This window comes from Pseudomonas sp. FP1762 (assembly GCF_030687105.1).
Classification (GTDB): Bacteria; Pseudomonadota; Gammaproteobacteria; order Pseudomonadales; family Pseudomonadaceae; genus Aquipseudomonas; species Aquipseudomonas siliginis.
The window spans coordinates 5,309,000-5,329,016 of sequence record NZ_CP117458.1 but is presented as its reverse complement, the minus strand read 5'-3'; the positions used below and the strand labels follow the sequence as shown (position 1 = coordinate 5,329,016).

Here is a 20,017-nt window from a genome sequence, read left to right as displayed (position 1 = left end):
GATTTCTAGTCTTTGACTAGATCGTTCTTTAAAAATTTGGGTATGTGATAGAAAGATAGACTGAACGTTACTTTCACTGGTAACGGATCAGGCTAAGGTAAAATTTGTGAGTTCTCTTAGTTGAGAAATTCGAATTTTCGGCGAATGTCGTCTTCACAGTATAACCAGATTGCTTGGGGTTATATGGTCAAGTGAAGAAGCGCATACGGTGGATGCCTTGGCAGTCAGAGGCGATGAAAGACGTGGTAGCCTGCGAAAAGCTTCGGGGAGTCGGCAAACAGACTTTGATCCGGAGATGTCTGAATGGGGGAACCCAGCCATCATAAGATGGTTATCTTGTACTGAATACATAGGTGCAAGAGGCGAACCAGGGGAACTGAAACATCTAAGTACCCTGAGGAAAAGAAATCAACCGAGATTCCCTTAGTAGTGGCGAGCGAACGGGGACTAGCCCTTAAGTGGCTTTGAGATTAGCGGAACGCTCTGGAAAGTGCGGCCATAGTGGGTGATAGCCCTGTACGCGAAAATCTCTTAGTCATGAAATCGAGTAGGACGGAGCACGAGAAACTTTGTCTGAATATGGGGGGACCATCCTCCAAGGCTAAATACTACTGACTGACCGATAGTGAACTAGTACCGTGAGGGAAAGGCGAAAAGAACCCCGGAGAGGGGAGTGAAATAGATCCTGAAACCGTATGCGTACAAGCAGTGGGAGCAGACTTTGTTCTGTGACTGCGTACCTTTTGTATAATGGGTCAGCGACTTATTTTCAGTGGCGAGCTTAACCGAATAGGGGAGGCGTAGCGAAAGCGAGTCTTAATAGGGCGTCTAGTCGCTGGGAATAGACCCGAAACCGGGCGATCTATCCATGGGCAGGTTGAAGGTTAGGTAACACTGACTGGAGGACCGAACCGACTACCGTTGAAAAGTTAGCGGATGACCTGTGGATCGGAGTGAAAGGCTAATCAAGCTCGGAGATAGCTGGTTCTCCTCGAAAGCTATTTAGGTAGCGCCTCATGTATCACTGTAGGGGGTAGAGCACTGTTTCGGCTAGGGGGTCATCCCGACTTACCAAACCGATGCAAACTCCGAATACCTACAAGTGCCGAGCATGGGAGACACACGGCGGGTGCTAACGTCCGTCGTGAAAAGGGAAACAACCCAGACCGTCAGCTAAGGTCCCAAAGTTATGGTTAAGTGGGAAACGATGTGGGAAGGCTTAGACAGCTAGGAGGTTGGCTTAGAAGCAGCCACCCTTTAAAGAAAGCGTAATAGCTCACTAGTCGAGTCGGCCTGCGCGGAAGATGTAACGGGGCTCAAACCATACACCGAAGCTACGGGTATCATCTTCGGATGATGCGGTAGAGGAGCGTTCTGTAAGCCTGTGAAGGTGAGTTGAGAAGCTTGCTGGAGGTATCAGAAGTGCGAATGCTGACATGAGTAACGACAATGGGTGTGAAAAACACCCACGCCGAAAGACCAAGGTTTCCTGCGCAACGTTAATCGACGCAGGGTTAGTCGGTCCCTAAGGCGAGGCTGAAAAGCGTAGTCGATGGAAAACAGGTTAATATTCCTGTACTTCTGGTTATTGCGATGGAGGGACGGAGAAGGCTAGGCCAGCTTGGCGTTGGTTGTCCAAGTTTAAGGTGGTAGGCTGAGATCTTAGGTAAATCCGGGATCTTAAGGCCGAGAGCTGATGACGAGTGTTCTTTTAGAACACGAAGTGGTTGATGCCATGCTTCCAAGAAAAGCTTCTAAGCTTCAGGTAACCAGGAACCGTACCCCAAACCGACACAGGTGGTTGGGTAGAGAATACCAAGGCGCTTGAGAGAACTCGGGTGAAGGAACTAGGCAAAATGGCACCGTAACTTCGGGAGAAGGTGCGCCGGTGAGGGTGAAGGACTTGCTCCGTAAGCTCATGCCGGTCGAAGATACCAGGCCGCTGCGACTGTTTATTAAAAACACAGCACTCTGCAAACACGAAAGTGGACGTATAGGGTGTGACGCCTGCCCGGTGCCGGAAGGTTAATTGATGGGGTTAGCTAACGCGAAGCTCTTGATCGAAGCCCCGGTAAACGGCGGCCGTAACTATAACGGTCCTAAGGTAGCGAAATTCCTTGTCGGGTAAGTTCCGACCTGCACGAATGGCGTAACGATGGCGGCGCTGTCTCCACCCGAGACTCAGTGAAATTGAAATCGCTGTGAAGATGCAGTGTATCCGCGGCTAGACGGAAAGACCCCGTGAACCTTTACTATAGCTTTGCACTGGACTTTGAATTTGCTTGTGTAGGATAGGTGGGAGGCTTTGAAGCGTGGACGCCAGTTCGCGTGGAGCCATCCTTGAAATACCACCCTGGCAACTTTGAGGTTCTAACTCAGGTCCGTTATCCGGATCGAGGACAGTGTATGGTGGGTAGTTTGACTGGGGCGGTCTCCTCCTAAAGAGTAACGGAGGAGTACGAAGGTGCGCTCAGACGGTCGGAAATCGGTCGTAGAGTATAAAGGCAAAAGCGCGCTTGACTGCGAGACAGACACGTCGAGCAGGTACGAAAGTAGGTCTTAGTGATCCGGTGGTTCTGTATGGAAGGGCCATCGCTCAACGGATAAAAGGTACTCCGGGGATAACAGGCTGATACCGCCCAAGAGTTCATATCGACGGCGGTGTTTGGCACCTCGATGTCGGCTCATCACATCCTGGGGCTGAAGCCGGTCCCAAGGGTATGGCTGTTCGCCATTTAAAGTGGTACGCGAGCTGGGTTTAGAACGTCGTGAGACAGTTCGGTCCCTATCTGCCGTGGACGTTTGAGATTTGAGAGGGGCTGCTCCTAGTACGAGAGGACCGGAGTGGACGAACCTCTGGTGTTCCGGTTGTCACGCCAGTGGCATTGCCGGGTAGCTATGTTCGGGAAAGATAACCGCTGAAAGCATCTAAGCGGGAAACTTGCCTCAAGATGAGATCTCACTGGAACCTTGAGTTCCCTGAAGGGCCGTCGAAGACTACGACGTTGATAGGTTGGGTGTGTAAGCGCTGTGAGGCGTTGAGCTAACCAATACTAATTGCCCGTGAGGCTTGACCATATAACACCCAAGCAATTTGCTGACCTGAAAAGGCACCAGATTGCGGTGTGTGAAGACGAAACGAACCGAAAGTTCGAAGTTCACAAACACCAGCTATCACATACCCAATTTGCTGAAGCGAGGCCGTCTGGTCCCGAGTCAGTACCCGAATTTCTTGACGACCATAGAGCGTTGGAACCACCTGATCCCATCCCGAACTCAGCAGTGAAACGATGCATCGCCGATGGTAGTGTGGGGTTTCCCCATGTGAGAGTAGGTCATCGTCAAGATTAAATTCCGAAACCCCAATTGCGAAAGCAGTTGGGGTTTTGTTTTGCCTGCGAGAAATGTGTCCGCTTGATTTCTATGCAACGGCCCGGGGCATGGCTATTATGCGGGCCTCATTATGAGGCGATACCTGCATGCTGACGTTGTTGAACCTACTGAAGGATGGACGATTCCATTCCGGACAGGACTTGGGCGTTGCCCTGGGAATTAGCCGAAGTGCTGTATGGAAGCAGCTACAACAGCTTGAAGCTGAACTCGGCCTGTCGATCCATAAAGTTCGCGGTCGCGGATATCAATTGTCGGCGCCTCTGATGCTCCTTGATCCACTTGAAATAACCAGGAAGATGCCCGAATGGCCGGTGCGTGTGTTCGACTCCGTCGACTCGACAAATGCCGAAGCTTTGCGCTCTATCAGTGAGGGCGCCCCCGCGCCGTTTTTGGTGCTCGCGGAGCGACAATTGGCAGGCCGTGGTCGTCGAGGCCGCAAGTGGGTGAGCCCATTTGCGGAAAATCTTTATTACAGCCTGGTTCTTCGAATAGATGGCGGCATGCGTCAGCTTGAGGGGTTGAGCCTTGTTGTTGGCTTGGCCGTGATGCAGACCTTGCGAAGCGCCGGCGTGCCCAATGCCGGTTTGAAGTGGCCCAACGATGTTTTGGTGGGTAACAAGAAAATAGCCGGCATCCTGCTCGAACTCGTCGGCGATCCGGCGGATGTATGTCATGTTGTATTGGGTATAGGAATCAACGTGAATATGCAGGTTGCCGATGAGGTCGACCAGCAATGGACTTCTATAAAACTGGAGTCAGGCAAAGCCTGCGATCGCAATGCTCTGGTGGTTGAGTTGAGTAATCAACTCAAAGCTTATACCCATAAACACCAGCTCAACGGGTTCGCAAGTCTGCAGGCAGAATGGGCGGAAAATCATCTGTGGCAGGGTCGATCCGTGTCGTTGATCGCGGGTAACAGCCATATCGATGGGATAGTGCTCGGGATTGATAGCCAAGGCGGGTTGCGCTTGATTGTAGATGGTGTTGAAAAAGTCTTTAGTGGTGGAGAGCTCAGCCTGAGGTTGCGTGATGATTCTTGAGCTTGACTGCGGCAATAGTTTTATCAAATGGCGCGTGCTGGATGCGTCGGCGAGTGGGCTGGTTTCGGAAGGGGTTGTAGATTCCAATCAGGCTTTGCTTGAGAGTCTACGGATCATAAAGCCGCTCTCGCTGCGCAAGTGTCGTTTGGTAAGCGTCAGGACTAACGAGGAAACCAGCGCTTTAACCGAAATGCTTGAGCGCGCGTTCGGTATTCCTATCGTGTGTGCGAAACCCGCCCGCGAGATGTCCGGTGTTCGAAACGGCTATGAAGACTATGAGCGTCTGGGGCTTGATCGCTGGCTGGCGATGCTCGGCGGCTTCCACCTGGCTGCCGGAAGTGCTTGCCTGGTTCTCGATTTCGGTACCGCGGTCACTGCCGATTTTGTCGCGGCTGACGGTGAGCATCTCGGGGGGTTCATTTGTCCTGGTATGCCTTTGATGCGAAACCAGTTGCGCACCCATACCCGTAAAATTCGTTATGGTGATGAAGCAGCAGAGCGCGCCCTTTCCAGTCACGTCCCGGGACGGACCACCGTTGAAGCGGTGGAGCGCGGTTGTTCTTTGATGCTGAGGGGCTTCGTTCTCACTCAATTAGAGCTGGCTCGAGCGTACTGGGGAGAGCAATTCGCCGTCTTTATTACGGGAGGGGATGCCGAGTTGGTTAAAGGCGTCGCGCCTGACGCCAGGGTTGTGCCCGACCTGGTTTTTGTCGGCTTGGCGATGGCTTGTCCCTTGTCTTGAGGTTTATATGCGTTGGTTGTTCCTGCTGCTGGTTGTACTCAATGTTTTTTACTATGTCTGGCATCAGCAGGAAGCGCCCTTGCGAGCCAAAGATGTAACGCCTCTTAATCTGTATCGTGGTTCGCAGCAGGATATCCGTCTGCTGAGCGAAACCGCAGGTGAAGGTCGAAGAGGCGAGGTGGCGCCGCGTCAGCAGTGCTTGTTCCTTGGTGGATTTTCTGACGAAGATTCAATTGCCAGGTTGCAACAGCGTCTGGTGGCGATGAAAGTCAATGTGCAATCCCTGCCGAAAGATGCTGCCGGAAGCGGGTACTGGCTGGCAGCTGCGCCGGACAGCCAGCGTTTGTTGGGCGATCTGCAGTTGCAAAACCTTTCCAAGGAATTCAATGAGTTAAAACATAAAATAATGCTGTGCGAAGGGGTTGCACCTGCTCAATAGTTTGCATAGAATGGCGCCCGCTCCACAGCGAACACCTTAAACGGGATTCGAAGTGAAGCGTGTCAACGCAGCTAACCTCAGGTTTTTAAATGAGAAAATGCTTGACAGGGGTTTGGCATGATATAGAATGCCGGCCTGATTAGGAGGGGTTCCCGAGCGGCCAAAGGGATCAGACTGTAAATCTGACGTCTACGACTTCGAAGGTTCGAATCCTTCTCCCTCCACCAGATTTAAGCGTGAGCTGCAGGCTCCGCGGGTATAGTTTAGTGGTAGAACCTCAGCCTTCCAAGCTGATGATGCGGGTTCGATTCCCGCTACCCGCTCCAAGTTTGCAGGTTGTGCAAAAGGGTTTTGCTCTTGTAGCTCAGTTGGTAGAGCACACCCTTGGTAAGGGTGAGGTCAGCGGTTCAAATCCGCTCAAGAGCTCCATATAACAAGGCAGATATGAAAATATCTGCCTTTGTTTTAATGGTTGATATTGTTTGTCTAATTTCTTCTGTAGAGGGTGATATCGATGGCTAAGGAAAAATTTGATCGTTCCCTGCCCCACGTCAACGTTGGGACCATTGGTCACGTTGACCACGGTAAAACCACTCTGACTGCTGCTCTGACTCGCGTTTGCTCCGAGGTTTTCGGTTCTGCAATCGTTGACTTCGACAAGATCGACAGCGCACCAGAAGAAAAAGCTCGCGGTATCACCATCAACACCGCGCACGTTGAGTACAACTCGAAGATCCGTCACTACGCTCACGTTGACTGCCCAGGTCACGCTGACTACGTGAAGAACATGATCACCGGTGCTGCTCAGATGGACGGCGCTATCCTGGTTTGCTCGGCCGCTGATGGTCCGATGCCGCAAACCCGTGAGCACATCCTGCTGTCCCGTCAGGTTGGCGTTCCGTACATCGTGGTCTTCCTGAATAAGGCTGACCTGGTAGACGACGCTGAGCTGCTGGAACTGGTTGAGATGGAAGTTCGTGACCTGCTGTCGACTTACGACTTCCCGGGCGACGACACTCCGATCATCATCGGTTCGGCTCGTATGGCGCTGGAAGGCAAAGACGACAACGAGATGGGCACCACTGCCGTCAAGAAGCTGGTTGAAACTCTGGATGCCTACATCCCAGAACCAGTTCGTATGATCGACAAGCCATTCCTGATGCCAATCGAAGACGTATTCTCGATCTCGGGTCGCGGTACTGTTGTGACTGGTCGTATCGAGCGCGGTATCGTTCGCGTTCAGGACCCGCTGGAAATCGTTGGTCTGCGTGACACCACCGTTACTACTTGCACCGGTGTTGAAATGTTCCGCAAGCTGCTCGACGAAGGTCGTGCCGGCGAGAACTGCGGCGTTCTGCTGCGTGGTACCAAGCGTGACGACGTTGAGCGTGGCCAGGTTCTGGTCAAGCCAGGTTCGGTCAAGCCGCACACCAAGTTCACCGCAGAAGTTTACGTTCTGAGCAAGGAAGAAGGCGGTCGTCACACTCCGTTCTTCAAAGGCTACCGTCCACAGTTCTACTTCCGTACTACTGACGTGACTGGTAACTGCGAGCTGCCAGAAGGCGTTGAAATGGTAATGCCAGGTGACAACATTCAGATGACTGTTACCCTGATCAAAACCATCGCGATGGAAGACGGTCTGCGTTTCGCTATCCGTGAAGGCGGTCGTACCGTCGGCGCTGGCGTCGTAGCAAAAATCATCGAATAAGCGGTTGTAATGTATTTTTCGGGCCGGCATAATGGTCGGCCTGATTTTGTTTTAGGTCAGTAGCTCAATTGGCAGAGCGACGGTCTCCAAAACCGTAGGTTGGGGGTTCGATTCCCTCCTGACCTGCCAGATTCACTCGGTGTATCTGGCTTTCTTTTCACAGGATCTTCATAGATGACTCCTAAAGCTGAAGCTCAAGGCTCTCGCTTCGATCTGCTCAAGTGGCTTGTAGTAGTCGCTTTAGTGGTTGTTGGCGTTGTTGGCAATCAGTATTACGCTGCTTCGCCGATCCTGTACCGTGTACTCGCTTTGCTTGCCATTGCTGCCGTAGCTGCCTTTGTAGGCCTGCAAACCGCGAAGGGCAAGTCTTTCTTTGTACTGGTTAAGGAAGCTCGCACCGAGATTCGTAAAGTCGTGTGGCCAACTCGCCAAGAAACCACGCAGACCACGCTGATTGTCGTGGCTGTTGTTCTGGTTATGGCGTTGCTGTTGTGGGGTCTTGATTCCCTGCTCGGCTGGCTTGTTTCCTTGATTGTCGGCTAAGGGTGTCCCGTGGCTAAGCGTTGGTATGTTGTGCATGCTTACTCGGGTTACGAGAAGCATGTGATGCGCTCGCTGATCGAGCGCGTAAAGCTGGCTGGCATGGAAGATGGCTTCGGCGAGATTCTGGTTCCCACTGAAGAAGTGGTTGAGATGCGTAACGGCCAGAAGCGCAAAAGCGAACGGAAGTTCTTTCCAGGCTATGTGCTGGTCCAAATGGATATGAACGAGGGTACTTGGCACTTGGTCAAGGATACTCCTCGGGTGATGGGTTTTATCGGCGGTACCGCTGACAAGCCTGCGCCAATTACAGATAAAGAGGCAGAAGCGATTCTGCGTCGCGTTGCTGATGGTAGCGACAAGCCGAAGCCGAAGACTTTGTTCGAGCCGGGCGAGACGGTACGTGTCAATGACGGTCCATTCGCTGATTTCAACGGCGTTGTGGAAGAAGTTAACTACGAAAAGAGCCGGATCCAAGTGGCAGTGCTCATTTTCGGTCGCTCTACTCCGGTGGAGCTCGAGTTCAGTCAGGTCGAGAAGGTCTAACTGGACAAGCAATCCCAACCCCGCAGCCTTAGGCTGTGGGGTTTTGTCGTCACTGGGATAAACGCGCAAGTAACCGGGGAGCCTTTCGAGGCGTTCGAACCCGTAATTGGAGTGCCTCATGGCCAAGAAGATTACCGCTTACATCAAGCTGCAAGTGAAGGCCGCTCAGGCTAACCCAAGTCCACCGGTTGGTCCTGCTCTGGGTCAGCACGGCGTGAACATCATGGAATTCTGCAAGGCTTTCAACGCCCGTACTCAGGGTCTTGAGCCAGGTCTGCCGACTCCAGTGATCATCACTGTCTACAGCGACCGTAGCTTCACTTTCGAAACCAAATCCACCCCTGCTTCGGTTCTGCTGAAGAAGGCGGCCGGTCTGACCAGCGGTTCCGCTCGTCCGAACACCGTTAAGGTTGGCACTGTTACCCGTGCTCAGCTGGAAGAAATCGCGAAAACCAAAAACGCGGATCTGACTGCAGCTGATATGGATGCAGCCGTGCGTACTATCGCCGGTTCTGCTCGTAGCATGGGCCTTAACGTGGAGGGTGTGTAATGGCTAAGCTGACCAAGCGTCAAAAGGCTATCGCCGGCAAAATCGAAGCAGGCAAGGCCTACAACATTGTAGACGCCGCTGCTCTGCTGGCCGAGCTGTCGACTGTCAAGTTCAGCGAGTCGTTCGACGTTGCTGTAAACCTGGGTGTAGACCCGCGTAAATCCGACCAGGTTGTTCGTAGCGCTACTGTGCTGCCACACGGCACTGGCAAGACCGTTCGCGTTGCTGTGTTCACCCAGGGTCCAGCTGCTGAGGCCGCTCTGGCTGCCGGCGCTGATCGTGTAGGTATGGACGACCTGGCTGCCGAAATGAAAGGCGGCGATCTGAACTATGACGTAGTGATCGCATCCCCGGATGCCATGCGCGTTGTAGGTCAGTTGGGTCAGATCCTCGGTCCACGTGGCCTGATGCCTAACCCTAAAGTCGGCACCGTAACTCCAGACGTAGCCAACGCGGTCAAGAACGCCAAGGCTGGTCAGGTTCGTTATCGCACCGACAAAAACGGCATCATCCACACTTCCGTTGGCAAGATCGGCTTCGACGCCGTCAAGCTGAAGGAAAACGTTGAAGCCCTGATCGCTGATCTGAAGCGTATCAAGCCAGCTTCCTCGAAAGGTATTTACGTCAAGCGCGTTACCCTGAGCACCACTATGGGCCCAGGTCTGGTTATCGACCAGAGCTCGCTCGACGCGTAAGACAAAGGTTGGCGCGGATTGCCGCGCCAATTGAAAGATTGGGGTCCCTGCCTGGCGGGGGCTATCCAAGACCGTAGGCGGCGCAAGCCTTAAACCTCAAGCCTACGCAGATGGTGCTCCCGGTTCCTTACCGAATCAGACACCAAAACGACATTCGGTTCCGATCGAATGAAACGGTAACAAGCAGGAGTTAAACCCGTGGCAATTAATCTCGAAGACAAGAAGGCCATCGTCGCTGAAGTCAACGAGGCTGCCAAAGTCGCTCTGTCCGCTGTCGTGGTTGATGCACGTGGCGTAACAGTAGGCGCAATGACCGGACTCCGTAAAGAGGCTCGTGAAGCTGGCGTTTACGTACGTGTTGTACGTAACACCCTGCTCAAGCGCGCTGTTGCTGACACTCAATACAGTGTCCTCAACGACGTGTTCACCGGCCCGACCCTGATTGCATTCTCGAACGAACATCCGGGCGCTGCTGCCCGTATCTTCAAAGAGTTTGCCAAGGGTCAGGACAAGTTCGAGATCAAGGCAGCTGCGTTCGAGGGCAAGTTCCTCGCAGCTAATCAGATCGACGTACTGGCAACTCTGCCGACCCGTGACGAAGCAATTTCTCAGCTGATGAGCGTGATTCAAGGCGCAACCAGCAAATTGGCTCGTACTCTGGCGGCAATTCGCGACCAGAAAGAAGCTGCCGCAGCCTAAGGCTCGTCACTTTTCGCGTTTTTTGTTTATTTCGATGGTCGCGTAGGCCGTCCCCCAATTCAGGAATTGAGTCATGTCTCTGACTAACGAACAAATCATCGAAGCAATCGGCCAGAAATCCGTAGTGGAAATCGTTGAGCTGATCAAAGCGATGGAAGAAACCTTCGGTGTTACCGCTGCTGCCGCTTCGGCTGGCCCAGCTGTAGCTGCTGCTGCTGTTGAAGAGCAAACCGAGTTCAACGTTGTTCTGCTGGAAGCTGGCGAGAAGAAGGTTAACGTGATCAAGGCAGTTCGTGAGCTGACTGGTCTGGGCCTGAAAGAAGCCAAAGAGAAAGTAGACGGCGCTCCTCAGGTTGTAGCTGAAGGCGTTTCGAAAGAAGCGGCTGAAGACGCCAAGAAGAAGCTGGAAGAAGCAGGCGCTAAAGTCGAGCTGAAGTAAGCATCGACTTTGCTCCTCCAGCCCGAGCGTCAAGCGACAGGCTGATGGCTGGTGGCTCTTGCCACCGGCCTTTTTCCGTTATTGGCAGCCGACTGGGTCGGTGCTGATAAAGGCGCTGTAACCACCCGATGCGGTGGCGCAAACCATGGGGTTTGCACGATTTTCTGGCTGCTCCCGTCGGGAGGGGCCAAACAAGCAGGTGACCAAGCTGGGGAACGCTGATGGCTTACTCATATACTGAGAAAAAACGTATCCGCAAGGACTTTAGCAAGTTGCCGGACGTCATGGATGTGCCTTACCTCCTGGCCATCCAGCTGGATTCGTATCGTGAATTCTTGCAAGCGGGAGCGACTAAAGATCAGTTCCGCGACGTGGGCCTGCATGCGGCCTTCAAATCCGTTTTCCCGATCATCAGCTACTCCGGCAATGCTGCGCTGGAGTACGTCGGTTATCGCCTGGGCGAACCGGCATTTGATGTCAAAGAATGCGTATTGCGCGGTGTAACTTTCGCCGTACCTTTGCGGGTAAAAGTGCGCCTGATCATCTTCGACAAAGAATCGTCGAACAAAGCGATCAAGGACATCAAAGAGCAAGAAGTCTACATGGGTGAAATCCCCCTGATGACTGAGAACGGTACCTTCGTAATCAACGGTACCGAGCGTGTTATCGTTTCCCAGCTGCACCGTTCCCCGGGCGTGTTCTTCGACCACGACCGCGGCAAGACGCACAGCTCCGGCAAACTGCTGTACTCGGCTCGCATCATTCCTTACCGCGGTTCGTGGCTGGACTTCGAATTCGACCCGAAAGACTGTGTCTTCGTGCGTATCGACCGTCGTCGCAAACTGCCGGCTTCGGTACTGCTGCGCGCACTCGGTTACACCACCGAAGAGGTGCTGGACGCGTTCTATACCACCAACGTATTCCACCTGAGCGGCGAAACCCTCAGCCTGGAACTGGTGCCATCGCGCCTGCGTGGTGAAGTTGCGGTTCTGGACATCCAGGACGAGAAGGGCAAGGTCATCGTTGAGCAAGGCCGCCGTATTACCGCGCGCCACATCAACCAGATCGAGAAAGCCGGTATCAAGACGCTGGACGTGCCACTGGACTACGTCCTCGGCCGCACCACCGCCAAGGCTATCGTGCACCCGGCTACCGGCGAAATCCTGGCCGAATGCAACACCGAGCTGAACACTGAAGTCCTGGCAAAGATCGCCAAGGCCCAGGTGGTTCGCATCGAGACCCTGTACACCAACGACATCGACTGCGGTCCGTTCGTCTCCGACACGCTGAAGATCGACTCCACCAGCAACCAACTGGAAGCGCTGGTCGAGATCTATCGCATGATGCGTCCAGGCGAGCCGCCAACCAAAGACGCTGCCGAGACCCTGTTCAACAACCTGTTCTTCAGCCCTGAGCGTTATGACCTGTCTGCGGTCGGCCGGATGAAGTTCAACCGTCGTATCGGTCGTACCGAGATCGAAGGTTCGGGCGTGCTGTGCAAGGAAGACATCGTCGCGGTACTGAAGACTCTGGTCGACATCCGTAACGGTAAAGGCATCGTCGATGACATCGACCACTTGGGTAACCGTCGTGTTCGCTGCGTAGGCGAAATGGCCGAGAACCAGTTCCGCGTTGGCCTGGTACGTGTTGAGCGTGCGGTCAAAGAGCGTCTGTCGATGGCTGAAAGCGAAGGCCTGATGCCGCAAGACCTGATCAACGCCAAGCCAGTGGCTGCGGCGGTGAAAGAGTTCTTCGGTTCCAGCCAGCTGTCGCAGTTCATGGACCAGAACAACCCGCTGTCCGAGATCACCCACAAGCGTCGTGTCTCTGCACTCGGCCCTGGCGGTCTGACTCGTGAGCGCGCAGGCTTCGAAGTCCGTGACGTACACCCGACTCACTACGGTCGTGTCTGCCCGATTGAAACGCCGGAAGGTCCGAACATCGGCCTGATCAACTCCCTGGCTGCGTACGCTCGCACCAACCAGTACGGCTTCCTGGAAAGCCCGTACCGCGTGGTGAAAGAGGGTGTGGTCACCGACGAGATCGTGTTCCTGTCCGCTATTGAAGAAGCCGATCACGTGATCGCGCAGGCTTCGGCGACCATGAACGAGCAGAAAGTCCTGATCGACGAACTGGTTGCCGTACGTCACCTGAACGAATTCACCGTCAAGGCGCCGGAAGACGTCACCCTGATGGACGTTTCGCCGAAGCAGGTTGTGTCGGTTGCAGCGTCGCTGATTCCGTTCCTCGAGCACGACGACGCCAACCGTGCGTTGATGGGTTCGAACATGCAGCGTCAGGCTGTACCGACTCTGCGCGCTGACAAGCCGCTGGTAGGTACCGGCATGGAGCGTAACGTAGCCCGTGACTCCGGCGTTTGCGTCGTGGCTCGTCGTGGTGGCGTGATCGACTCCGTCGACGCCAGCCGTATCGTGGTTCGTGTTGCCGATGACGAAGTTGAAACCGGTGAAGCCGGTGTCGACATCTACAACCTGACCAAATACACCCGCTCGAACCAGAACACCTGCATCAACCAGCGTCCGCTGGTACGTAAAGGTGATCGCGTTCAGCGTAGCGACATCATGGCCGACGGCCCGTCCACCGACATGGGTGAGTTGGCACTGGGTCAGAACATGCGCATCGCGTTCATGGCATGGAACGGCTTCAACTTCGAAGACTCCATCTGCCTGTCCGAGCGTGTTGTTCAGGAAGACCGTTTCACCACGATCCACATTCAGGAACTGACCTGTGTGGCCCGTGACACCAAGCTTGGCCCAGAGGAAATCACTGCGGACATCCCGAACGTGGGTGAAGCTGCACTGAACAAGCTGGACGAAGCCGGTATCGTTTACGTAGGTGCTGAAGTAGGCGCAGGCGACATCCTGGTGGGTAAGGTCACTCCGAAAGGCGAGACCCAACTGACTCCGGAAGAAAAACTGCTGCGTGCAATCTTCGGTGAAAAAGCCAGCGACGTTAAAGACACCTCCCTGCGCGTGCCAACCGGCACCAAAGGTACTGTCATCGACGTACAGGTCTTCACCCGCGACGGCGTTGAGCGTGATGCTCGTGCACTGTCGATCGAGAAGTCCCAGCTGGACGAGATCCGCAAGGATCTGAACGAAGAGTTCCGCATCGTTGAAGGCGCGACTTTCGAACGTCTGCGTTCCGCACTGGTAGGCCACAAGGCCGAAGGCGGCGCCGGCCTGAAGAAAGGTCAGGACATCACCGACGAAGTACTCGACGGTCTTGAGCACGGCCAGTGGTTCAAACTGCGCATGGCTGAAGATGCGCTGAACGAGCAGCTCGAGAAGGCTCAGGCCTACATCGTTGATCGTCGCCGTCTGCTGGACGACAAGTTCGAAGACAAGAAGCGCAAACTGCAGCAGGGCGATGACCTGGCTCCAGGCGTGCTGAAAATCGTCAAGGTTTACCTGGCAATCCGTCGCCGCATCCAGCCGGGCGACAAGATGGCCGGTCGTCACGGTAACAAGGGTGTGGTCTCCGTGATCATGCCGGTTGAAGACATGCCGCACGATGCCAATGGCACCCCGGTCGACGTGGTCCTCAACCCGCTGGGCGTACCTTCGCGTATGAACGTTGGTCAGATTCTCGAAACCCACCTGGGCCTCGCGGCCAAAGGTCTGGGCGAGAAGATCAACCGGATGGTCGAAGAGCAGCGTAAAGTCGCTGAACTGCGCACTTTCCTGGACGAGATCTACAACCAGATCGGCGGTCGTAACGAAGATCTGGACAGCTTCTCCGATCAGGAAATCCTCGATCTGGCGAACAACCTGCGTGGCGGCGTTCCAATGGCCACTCCAGTGTTCGACGGCGCCAAGGAAAGCGAAATCAAGGCCATGCTGAAACTGGCAGACCTGCCGGAAAGCGGCCAGATGCAGCTGACCGACGGCCGTACCGGCAACAAGTTCGAGCGTCCAGTTACCGTTGGCTACATGTACATGCTGAAGCTGAACCACTTGGTAGACGACAAGATGCACGCGCGTTCTACCGGTTCTTACAGCCTGGTTACCCAGCAGCCGCTGGGTGGTAAGGCGCAGTTCGGTGGTCAGCGTTTCGGGGAGATGGAGGTCTGGGCACTGGAAGCATACGGTGCTGCTTACACTCTGCAAGAAATGCTCACAGTGAAGTCGGACGATGTGAACGGCCGTACCAAGATGTACAAGAACATCGTGGATGGCGATCACCGTATGGAGCCGGGCATGCCCGAGTCCTTCAACGTGTTGATCAAGGAAATTCGTTCCCTCGGCATCGATATCGATCTGGAAACCGAATAACACGTGACGCGAATCGAGAGCGGGGCAGGATTGCCCGCTCTCTGCTCCGCCAGGAGGAAAGGCCTTGAAAGACCTACTGAATTTGCTGAAAAACCAGGGTCAAGTCGAAGAGTTCGACGCCATCCGTATCGGATTGGCCTCGCCGGAGATGATCCGTTCGTGGTCGTTCGGTGAAGTTAAAAAGCCGGAAACCATCAACTACCGTACGTTCAAACCTGAGCGTGACGGCCTGTTCTGCGCCAAGATCTTTGGCCCGGTAAAGGATTACGAGTGCCTGTGCGGTAAGTACAAGCGCTTGAAGCACCGTGGTGTGATCTGCGAGAAGTGCGGCGTTGAAGTTGCACTGGCCAAGGTTCGTCGTGAGCGCATGGCGCACATCGAGCTGGCTTCGCCGGTTGCCCACATCTGGTTCCTGAAATCGCTGCCGTCCCGTATCGGCCTGCTGATGGACATGACCCTGCGTGATATCGAGCGCGTTCTCTACTTCGAGAGCTATGTCGTTATCGATCCAGGCATGACCACCCTTGAAAAAGGTCAGCTGCTGAACGACGAGCAGTACTTCGAAGCGCTTGAAGAGTTCGGTGACGATTTCGATGCCCGCATGGGTGCTGAAGCTGTCCGTGAACTGCTGCACGCTATCGACCTGGAGCACGAGATTGGCCGTCTGCGCGAAGAAATTCCGCAAACCAACTCGGAAACCAAGATCAAGAAGCTGTCCAAGCGTCTGAAGTTGATGGAAGCCTTCCAGGGTTCCGGCAACCTGCCAGAGTGGATGGTGCTGACCGTTCTGCCGGTTCTGCCGCCAGATCTGCGTCCACTGGTCCCGCTGGATGGCGGTCGTTTCGCGACCTCCGACCTCAACGATCTGTATCGTCGAGTGATCAACCGTAACAACCGTTTGAAGCGCCTGCTGGATCTGTCGGCTCCGGACATCATCGTGCGCAACGAAAAGCGCATGTTGCAGGAAGCTGTCGATGCACTGCTCGACAACGGTCGTCGTGGCCGCGCTATCACCGGTTCCAACAAGCGTCCTCTGAAATCCCTGGCTGACATGATCAAGGGTAAGCAGGGTCGTTTCCGTCAGAACTTGCTCGGTAAGCGTGTTGACTACTCCGGTCGTTCGGTAATTACCGTAGGCCCGACCCTGCGTCTGCACCAGTGCGGTCTGCCGAAGAAGATGGCTCTCGAGCTGTTCAAGCCGTTCATTTTCGGCAAGCTGGAAATGCGTGGTCTGGCGACCACCATCAAAGCTGCCAAGAAAATGGTCGAGCGCGAACTGCCAGAGGTTTGGGACGTTCTAGCTGAAGTGATTCGCGAACACCCGGTTCTTCTCAACCGTGCACCAACCCTTCACCGTCTGGGTATCCAGGCGTTTGAACCGGTACTGATCGAAGGTAAGGCTATCCAGCTGCACCCGCTGGTCTGCGCCGCGTACAACGCCGACTTCGACGGCGACCAAATGGCCGTGCACGTACCGCTGACACTGGAAGCCCAGCTCGAAGCGCGTGCGCTGATGATGTCGACCAACAACATTCTGTCGCCAGCCAACGGTGAGCCAATCATCGTTCCGTCGCAGGACGTTGTATTGGGTCTGTACTACATGACTCGTGAAGCGATCAACGCCAAGGGCGAAGGTCGTGTGTTCGCGGATCTGCAGGAAGTCGACCGTGTGTTCCGTGCCGGCGAAGCCGCACTGCACGCCAAGGTCAAGGTTCGTATCAACGAAACCGTCAACGACCGTGACGGCAACAGCGTGAGCGGTACCCGTATTGTCGACACCACTGTCGGCCGTGCGCTGCTGTTCCAGGTTGTGCCAAAAGGTCTGTCGTTCGACGTCGTCAACCTGCCGATGAAGAAAAAGGCGATCTCCAAGCTGATCAACCAGTGCTACCGCGTGGTTGGTCTGAAAGAGACCGTGATCTTCGCTGACCAGTTGATGTACACCGGTTTCGCGTACTCGACCATCTCCGGCGTTTCCATCGGTGTTAACGACTTCGTTATCCCGGATGAAAAAGCCCGCATCATCGGTGCAGCCACCGACGAAGTGAAAGAGATCGAGAGCCAGTACGCCTCCGGCCTGGTAACCCAGGGCGAGAAGTACAACAAAGTGATCGACCTCTGGTCGAAAGCGAACGACGAAGTTTCCAAGGCGATGATGGCCAACCTCTCGAAAGAGAAAGTCATCGACCGTCACGGCGACGAAGTCGACCAAGAGTCTTTCAACTCGATGTACATGATGGCCGACTCGGGTGCGCGGGGTTCCGCAGCACAGATTCGTCAGCTGGCCGGTATGCGTGGTCTGATGGCCAAGCCGGACGGTTCCATCATTGAAACGCCGATTACTGCGAACTTCCGTGAAGGTTTGAGCGTACTTCAGTACTTCATCTCGACTCACGGTGCTCGTAAAGGTCTGGCGGATACCGCGTTGAAAACTGCGAACTCCGGTTACCTGACTCGTCGTCTGGTAGACGTGGCGCAGGATCTGGTTGTAACCGAGATCGATTGCGGCACCGAACACGGTCTGCTGATGACTCCGCACATTGAGGGCGGTGACGTTGTAGAGCCGTTGGGTGAGCGCGTATTGGGTCGTGTCATTGCCCGTGACGTATTCAAGCCAGGCACCGAGGACGTCATCGTTCCTGCCGGTACTCTGGTAGACGAGAAGTGGGTCGAATTCATCGAGCTGAACAGCATCGACGAAGTGATCGTGCGTTCGCCGATCAGCTGCGAAACCCGCTATGGCATTTGCGCCAAGTGCTACGGCCGTGATCTGGCTCGTGGTCACCAGGTGAACATCGGTGAAGCGGTCGGCGTTATCGCTGCCCAGTCCATCGGTGAGCCGGGTACCCAGCTGACCATGCGTACGTTCCACATCGGTGGTGCGGCAAGCCGTACTTCCGCAGCCGACAGCGTTCAGGTGAAGAATGGCGGTACCGTCCGTCTGCACAACCTGAAGCACGTTGAGCGAGTGGATGGCCATCTGGTTGCTGTGTCCCGTTCCGGTGAGCTGGCAATCGCGGACGATTTCGGTCGTGAGCGCGAGCGTTACAAGCTGCCGTACGGTGCTGTGATTTCGGTTAAAGAAGGTGACAAGGTCGACGCTGGCGCAATCGTGGCCAAGTGGGATCCGCACACTCACCCGATCGTTACCGAAATGAAAGGTACCGTGACCTACGTGGGCATGGAAGAGGGCATCACGATCAAGCGTCAGACTGACGAATTGACCGGTATGACCAACATTGAAGTACTCGACGCGAAAGATCGTCCAGCTGCCGGCAAGGAAATCCGTCCAGCAGTGAAGATGGTCGACGACAACGGCAAGGATCTGTTGCTGCCAGGCACTGACGTTATCGCTCAGTACTTCCTGCCAGCCAACGCCCTGGTCGGTGTGGCTGACGGTGCGAAGATTGCGATCGGTGATGTTATCGCTCGTATCCCGCAGGAAACTTCGAAGACCCGTGACATCACCGGTGGTCTGCCGCGTGTTGCCGACCTGTTCGAAGCGCGTCGTCCGAAAGAAGCGTCGATTCTGGCTGAAGTCAGCGGCACCATCGCGTTCGGTAAAGAGACCAAGGGCAAGCGCCGTCTGGTCATTACCCCGAACGACGGTAGCGATCCGTACGAAGAGCTGATTCCGAAGTGGCGTCACCTGAACGTCTTCGAAGGCGAACAGGTAAACCGCGGCGAAGTTATCTCCGACGGTCCAAGCGATCCGCACGACATCCTGCGTCTGCTGGGTGTGAGCGCGCTGGCCAAGTACATCGTCAACGAGATCCAGGACGTTTATCGTCTGCAAGGCGTGAAGATCAACGACAAGCACATCGAGACCATCCTGCGTCAGATGCTGCGTAAAGTTGAGATCTCCGAGTCCGGCGATTCCAGCTTCATCAAGGGCGACCAGATGGAACTGACTCACGTTCTGGTCGAGAACGAGCGTCTGAGCGCGGAAGACAAGTTTGTCTCCAAGTTCACTCGCGTTCTGCTGGGTATCACCAAGGCGTCGTTGTCCACCGAATCGTTCATCTCGGCGGCTTCCTTCCAGGAAACCACTCGCGTACTGACCGAAGCGGCAGTCACCGGCAAGCGCGATTACCTGCGCGGCCTGAAAGAAAACGTAGTCGTGGGTCGTCTGATCCCGGCCGGTACCGGTCTTGCCTATCACAGCGAGCGCAAGCGTCGCCGTGATGCCGACAAGCCGTTGCGCGTAAGCGCCAGTGAAGTGGAAGCTGCACTGACCGAAGCGCTGAACTCGAGCGGTAACTGAGTTCTGCGATAAACGAGAGTGAGGCCCTGATCGCTCCGTTCGTCGAATCGAGACATTAAGTCAAGGTTCGATGGGCGGGGAGGTCGGGGCCTTGCCTTGACTGGAATCAAGATCCTCTTTAGACTCTTGATCCCCTAAATTTGGCGGGAATTCGTTCCTGCCATTTTGCTTTTCTTGCAAGACAATAGCGTCGCAAGACAACAGTGGAGCTAGTAGATGGCAACTATCAACCAGCTGGTACGTCAGCCGCGTAAGCGTATCGTCGAGAAATCCGACGTACCTGCGCTGCAGAACTGCCCGCAACGTCGTGGCGTGTGCACCCGTGTGTACACCACCACGCCGAAAAAACCTAACTCGGCACTGCGTAAAGTATGCCGTGTGCGTCTGACCAACGGTTTCGAGGTTTCCTCCTACATCGGTGGTGAAGGCCACAACCTGCAAGAGCACAGCGTGGTACTGATCCGCGGCGGTCGTGTAAAAGACTTGCCAGGTGTTCGTTACCACACCGTTCGCGGCTCCTTGGATACTTCCGGCGTTAAAGGCCGTAACCAGGGTCGTTCGAAGTACGGTACCAAGCGTCCGAAGTAATCGGCCGTTTTGCAGATTTTTATTTTATTGAGTCGATAAGAGTAAGGTCGGGCACGCATCCTCTGGATCTGTCCCGAGC

At 54.9% G+C, this 20,017-nt stretch carries 13 protein-coding genes, 4 tRNA genes and 2 rRNA genes; all 19 read left to right on the top strand.

Going from position 1 to position 20,017, the window contains the following annotated elements; translation table 11 throughout:
* Positions 1–185: 185 nt before the first annotated feature.
* The 19 genes from PSH90_RS23875 to rpsL all read left to right on the top strand — a co-directional run bounded on the left by PSH90_RS23875 (position 186) and on the right by rpsL (position 19,938).
* Positions 186–3,078: ribosomal RNA gene (locus PSH90_RS23875) — 23S ribosomal RNA — on the top strand.
* A gap of 153 nt (positions 3,079–3,231) precedes the next feature.
* Positions 3,232–3,347: ribosomal RNA gene (gene rrf, locus PSH90_RS23870) — 5S ribosomal RNA — on the top strand.
* Between the two features lie 132 nt (positions 3,348–3,479).
* Positions 3,480–4,433, top strand: a complete 954-nt coding sequence (gene birA, locus PSH90_RS23865; RefSeq protein ID WP_150638814.1) for a bifunctional biotin--[acetyl-CoA-carboxylase] ligase/biotin operon repressor BirA — start codon at positions 3,480–3,482, stop codon at positions 4,431–4,433.
* On the top strand, positions 4,423–5,175 hold the full coding sequence (locus PSH90_RS23860) for a pantothenate kinase (protein ID WP_095181970.1): 753 nt from the start codon (positions 4,423–4,425) through the stop codon (positions 5,173–5,175). Before birA ends, PSH90_RS23860 begins: the two co-directional genes overlap by 11 nt.
* Positions 5,176–5,182: 7 nt before the next feature.
* Complete coding sequence (locus PSH90_RS23855; protein WP_095181969.1) at positions 5,183–5,614, top strand: hypothetical protein; 432 nt, start codon at positions 5,183–5,185, stop codon at positions 5,612–5,614.
* 142 nt (positions 5,615–5,756) lie between these two features.
* A tRNA-Tyr gene (locus tag PSH90_RS23850) sits at positions 5,757–5,841 on the top strand.
* A gap of 25 nt (positions 5,842–5,866) precedes the next feature.
* Positions 5,867–5,940 (top strand) — tRNA-Gly (locus PSH90_RS23845).
* A gap of 27 nt (positions 5,941–5,967) precedes the next feature.
* Positions 5,968–6,043: transfer RNA gene (locus tag PSH90_RS23840), tRNA-Thr, on the top strand.
* 85 nt (positions 6,044–6,128) lie between these two features.
* Positions 6,129–7,322 (top strand): elongation factor Tu, encoded by a 1,194-nt coding sequence (gene tuf, locus PSH90_RS23835; RefSeq protein WP_064361246.1) that lies wholly within the window; start codon positions 6,129–6,131, stop codon positions 7,320–7,322.
* Positions 7,323–7,375: 53 nt separating this feature from the next.
* Positions 7,376–7,451, top strand: a tRNA-Trp gene (locus PSH90_RS23830).
* A 45-nt stretch (positions 7,452–7,496) separates the two neighbouring features.
* Entirely contained in the window at positions 7,497–7,865 is a 369-nt protein-coding gene (secE, locus tag PSH90_RS23825; RefSeq protein WP_016772937.1) for a preprotein translocase subunit SecE, read from the top strand.
* 9 nt (positions 7,866–7,874) lie between these two features.
* Positions 7,875–8,408, top strand: coding sequence for a transcription termination/antitermination protein NusG (nusG, locus tag PSH90_RS23820; RefSeq protein ID WP_007957598.1), 534 nt, complete (start codon positions 7,875–7,877; stop codon positions 8,406–8,408).
* Positions 8,409–8,526: 118 nt separating this feature from the next.
* Positions 8,527–8,958: a 50S ribosomal protein L11 gene (rplK, locus tag PSH90_RS23815; RefSeq protein WP_003176435.1), complete on the top strand. Its 432-nt coding sequence runs from the start codon at positions 8,527–8,529 to the stop codon at positions 8,956–8,958.
* Positions 8,958–9,653 carry a 50S ribosomal protein L1 gene (gene rplA / locus PSH90_RS23810; RefSeq protein WP_024014523.1) on the top strand — a complete coding sequence of 232 codons (696 nt, stop codon included), beginning with the start codon at positions 8,958–8,960 and terminating at the stop codon, positions 9,651–9,653. The genes rplK and rplA overlap by 1 nt, the downstream gene beginning before the upstream one ends.
* Before the next feature lie 198 nt (positions 9,654–9,851).
* Positions 9,852–10,352: a 50S ribosomal protein L10 gene (rplJ, locus tag PSH90_RS23805; protein ID WP_008081912.1), complete on the top strand. Its 501-nt coding sequence runs from the start codon at positions 9,852–9,854 to the stop codon at positions 10,350–10,352.
* A 73-nt stretch (positions 10,353–10,425) separates the two neighbouring features.
* A complete protein-coding gene (gene rplL / locus PSH90_RS23800; RefSeq protein WP_007962228.1) occupies positions 10,426–10,791 on the top strand; it encodes a 50S ribosomal protein L7/L12 in 366 nt (121 codons plus the stop codon).
* Between the two features lie 221 nt (positions 10,792–11,012).
* Positions 11,013–15,086: a DNA-directed RNA polymerase subunit beta gene (gene rpoB, locus PSH90_RS23795; protein WP_016772939.1), complete on the top strand. Its 4,074-nt coding sequence runs from the start codon at positions 11,013–11,015 to the stop codon at positions 15,084–15,086.
* Between the two features lie 64 nt (positions 15,087–15,150).
* Complete coding sequence (gene rpoC / locus PSH90_RS23790; RefSeq protein ID WP_016772940.1) at positions 15,151–19,350, top strand: DNA-directed RNA polymerase subunit beta'; 4,200 nt, start codon at positions 15,151–15,153, stop codon at positions 19,348–19,350.
* Between the two features lie 216 nt (positions 19,351–19,566).
* Complete coding sequence (gene rpsL / locus PSH90_RS23785; RefSeq protein WP_003186084.1) at positions 19,567–19,938, top strand: 30S ribosomal protein S12; 372 nt, start codon at positions 19,567–19,569, stop codon at positions 19,936–19,938.
* Positions 19,939–20,017: the final 79 nt, after the last annotated feature.

Bases quoted from the DNA above. Each gene is read 5' to 3' on its own strand.
- rpoB (WP_016772939.1), top strand. From the start codon at position 11,013: ATGGCTTACTCATATACTGAGAAAAAACGTATCCGCAAGGACTTTAGC.
- PSH90_RS23860 (WP_095181970.1), top strand. From the start codon at position 4,423: ATGATTCTTGAGCTTGACTGCGGCAATAGTTTTATCAAATGGCGCGTG.
- PSH90_RS23855 (WP_095181969.1), top strand. From the start codon at position 5,183: ATGCGTTGGTTGTTCCTGCTGCTGGTTGTACTCAATGTTTTTTACTAT.
- tuf (WP_064361246.1), top strand. From the start codon at position 6,129: ATGGCTAAGGAAAAATTTGATCGTTCCCTGCCCCACGTCAACGTTGGG.
- rplA (WP_024014523.1), top strand. From the start codon at position 8,958: ATGGCTAAGCTGACCAAGCGTCAAAAGGCTATCGCCGGCAAAATCGAA.
- rplL (WP_007962228.1), top strand. From the start codon at position 10,426: ATGTCTCTGACTAACGAACAAATCATCGAAGCAATCGGCCAGAAATCC.
- rpsL (WP_003186084.1), top strand. From the start codon at position 19,567: ATGGCAACTATCAACCAGCTGGTACGTCAGCCGCGTAAGCGTATCGTC.
- birA (WP_150638814.1), top strand. From the start codon at position 3,480: ATGCTGACGTTGTTGAACCTACTGAAGGATGGACGATTCCATTCCGGA.
- rplK (WP_003176435.1), top strand. From the start codon at position 8,527: ATGGCCAAGAAGATTACCGCTTACATCAAGCTGCAAGTGAAGGCCGCT.
- secE (WP_016772937.1), top strand. From the start codon at position 7,497: ATGACTCCTAAAGCTGAAGCTCAAGGCTCTCGCTTCGATCTGCTCAAG.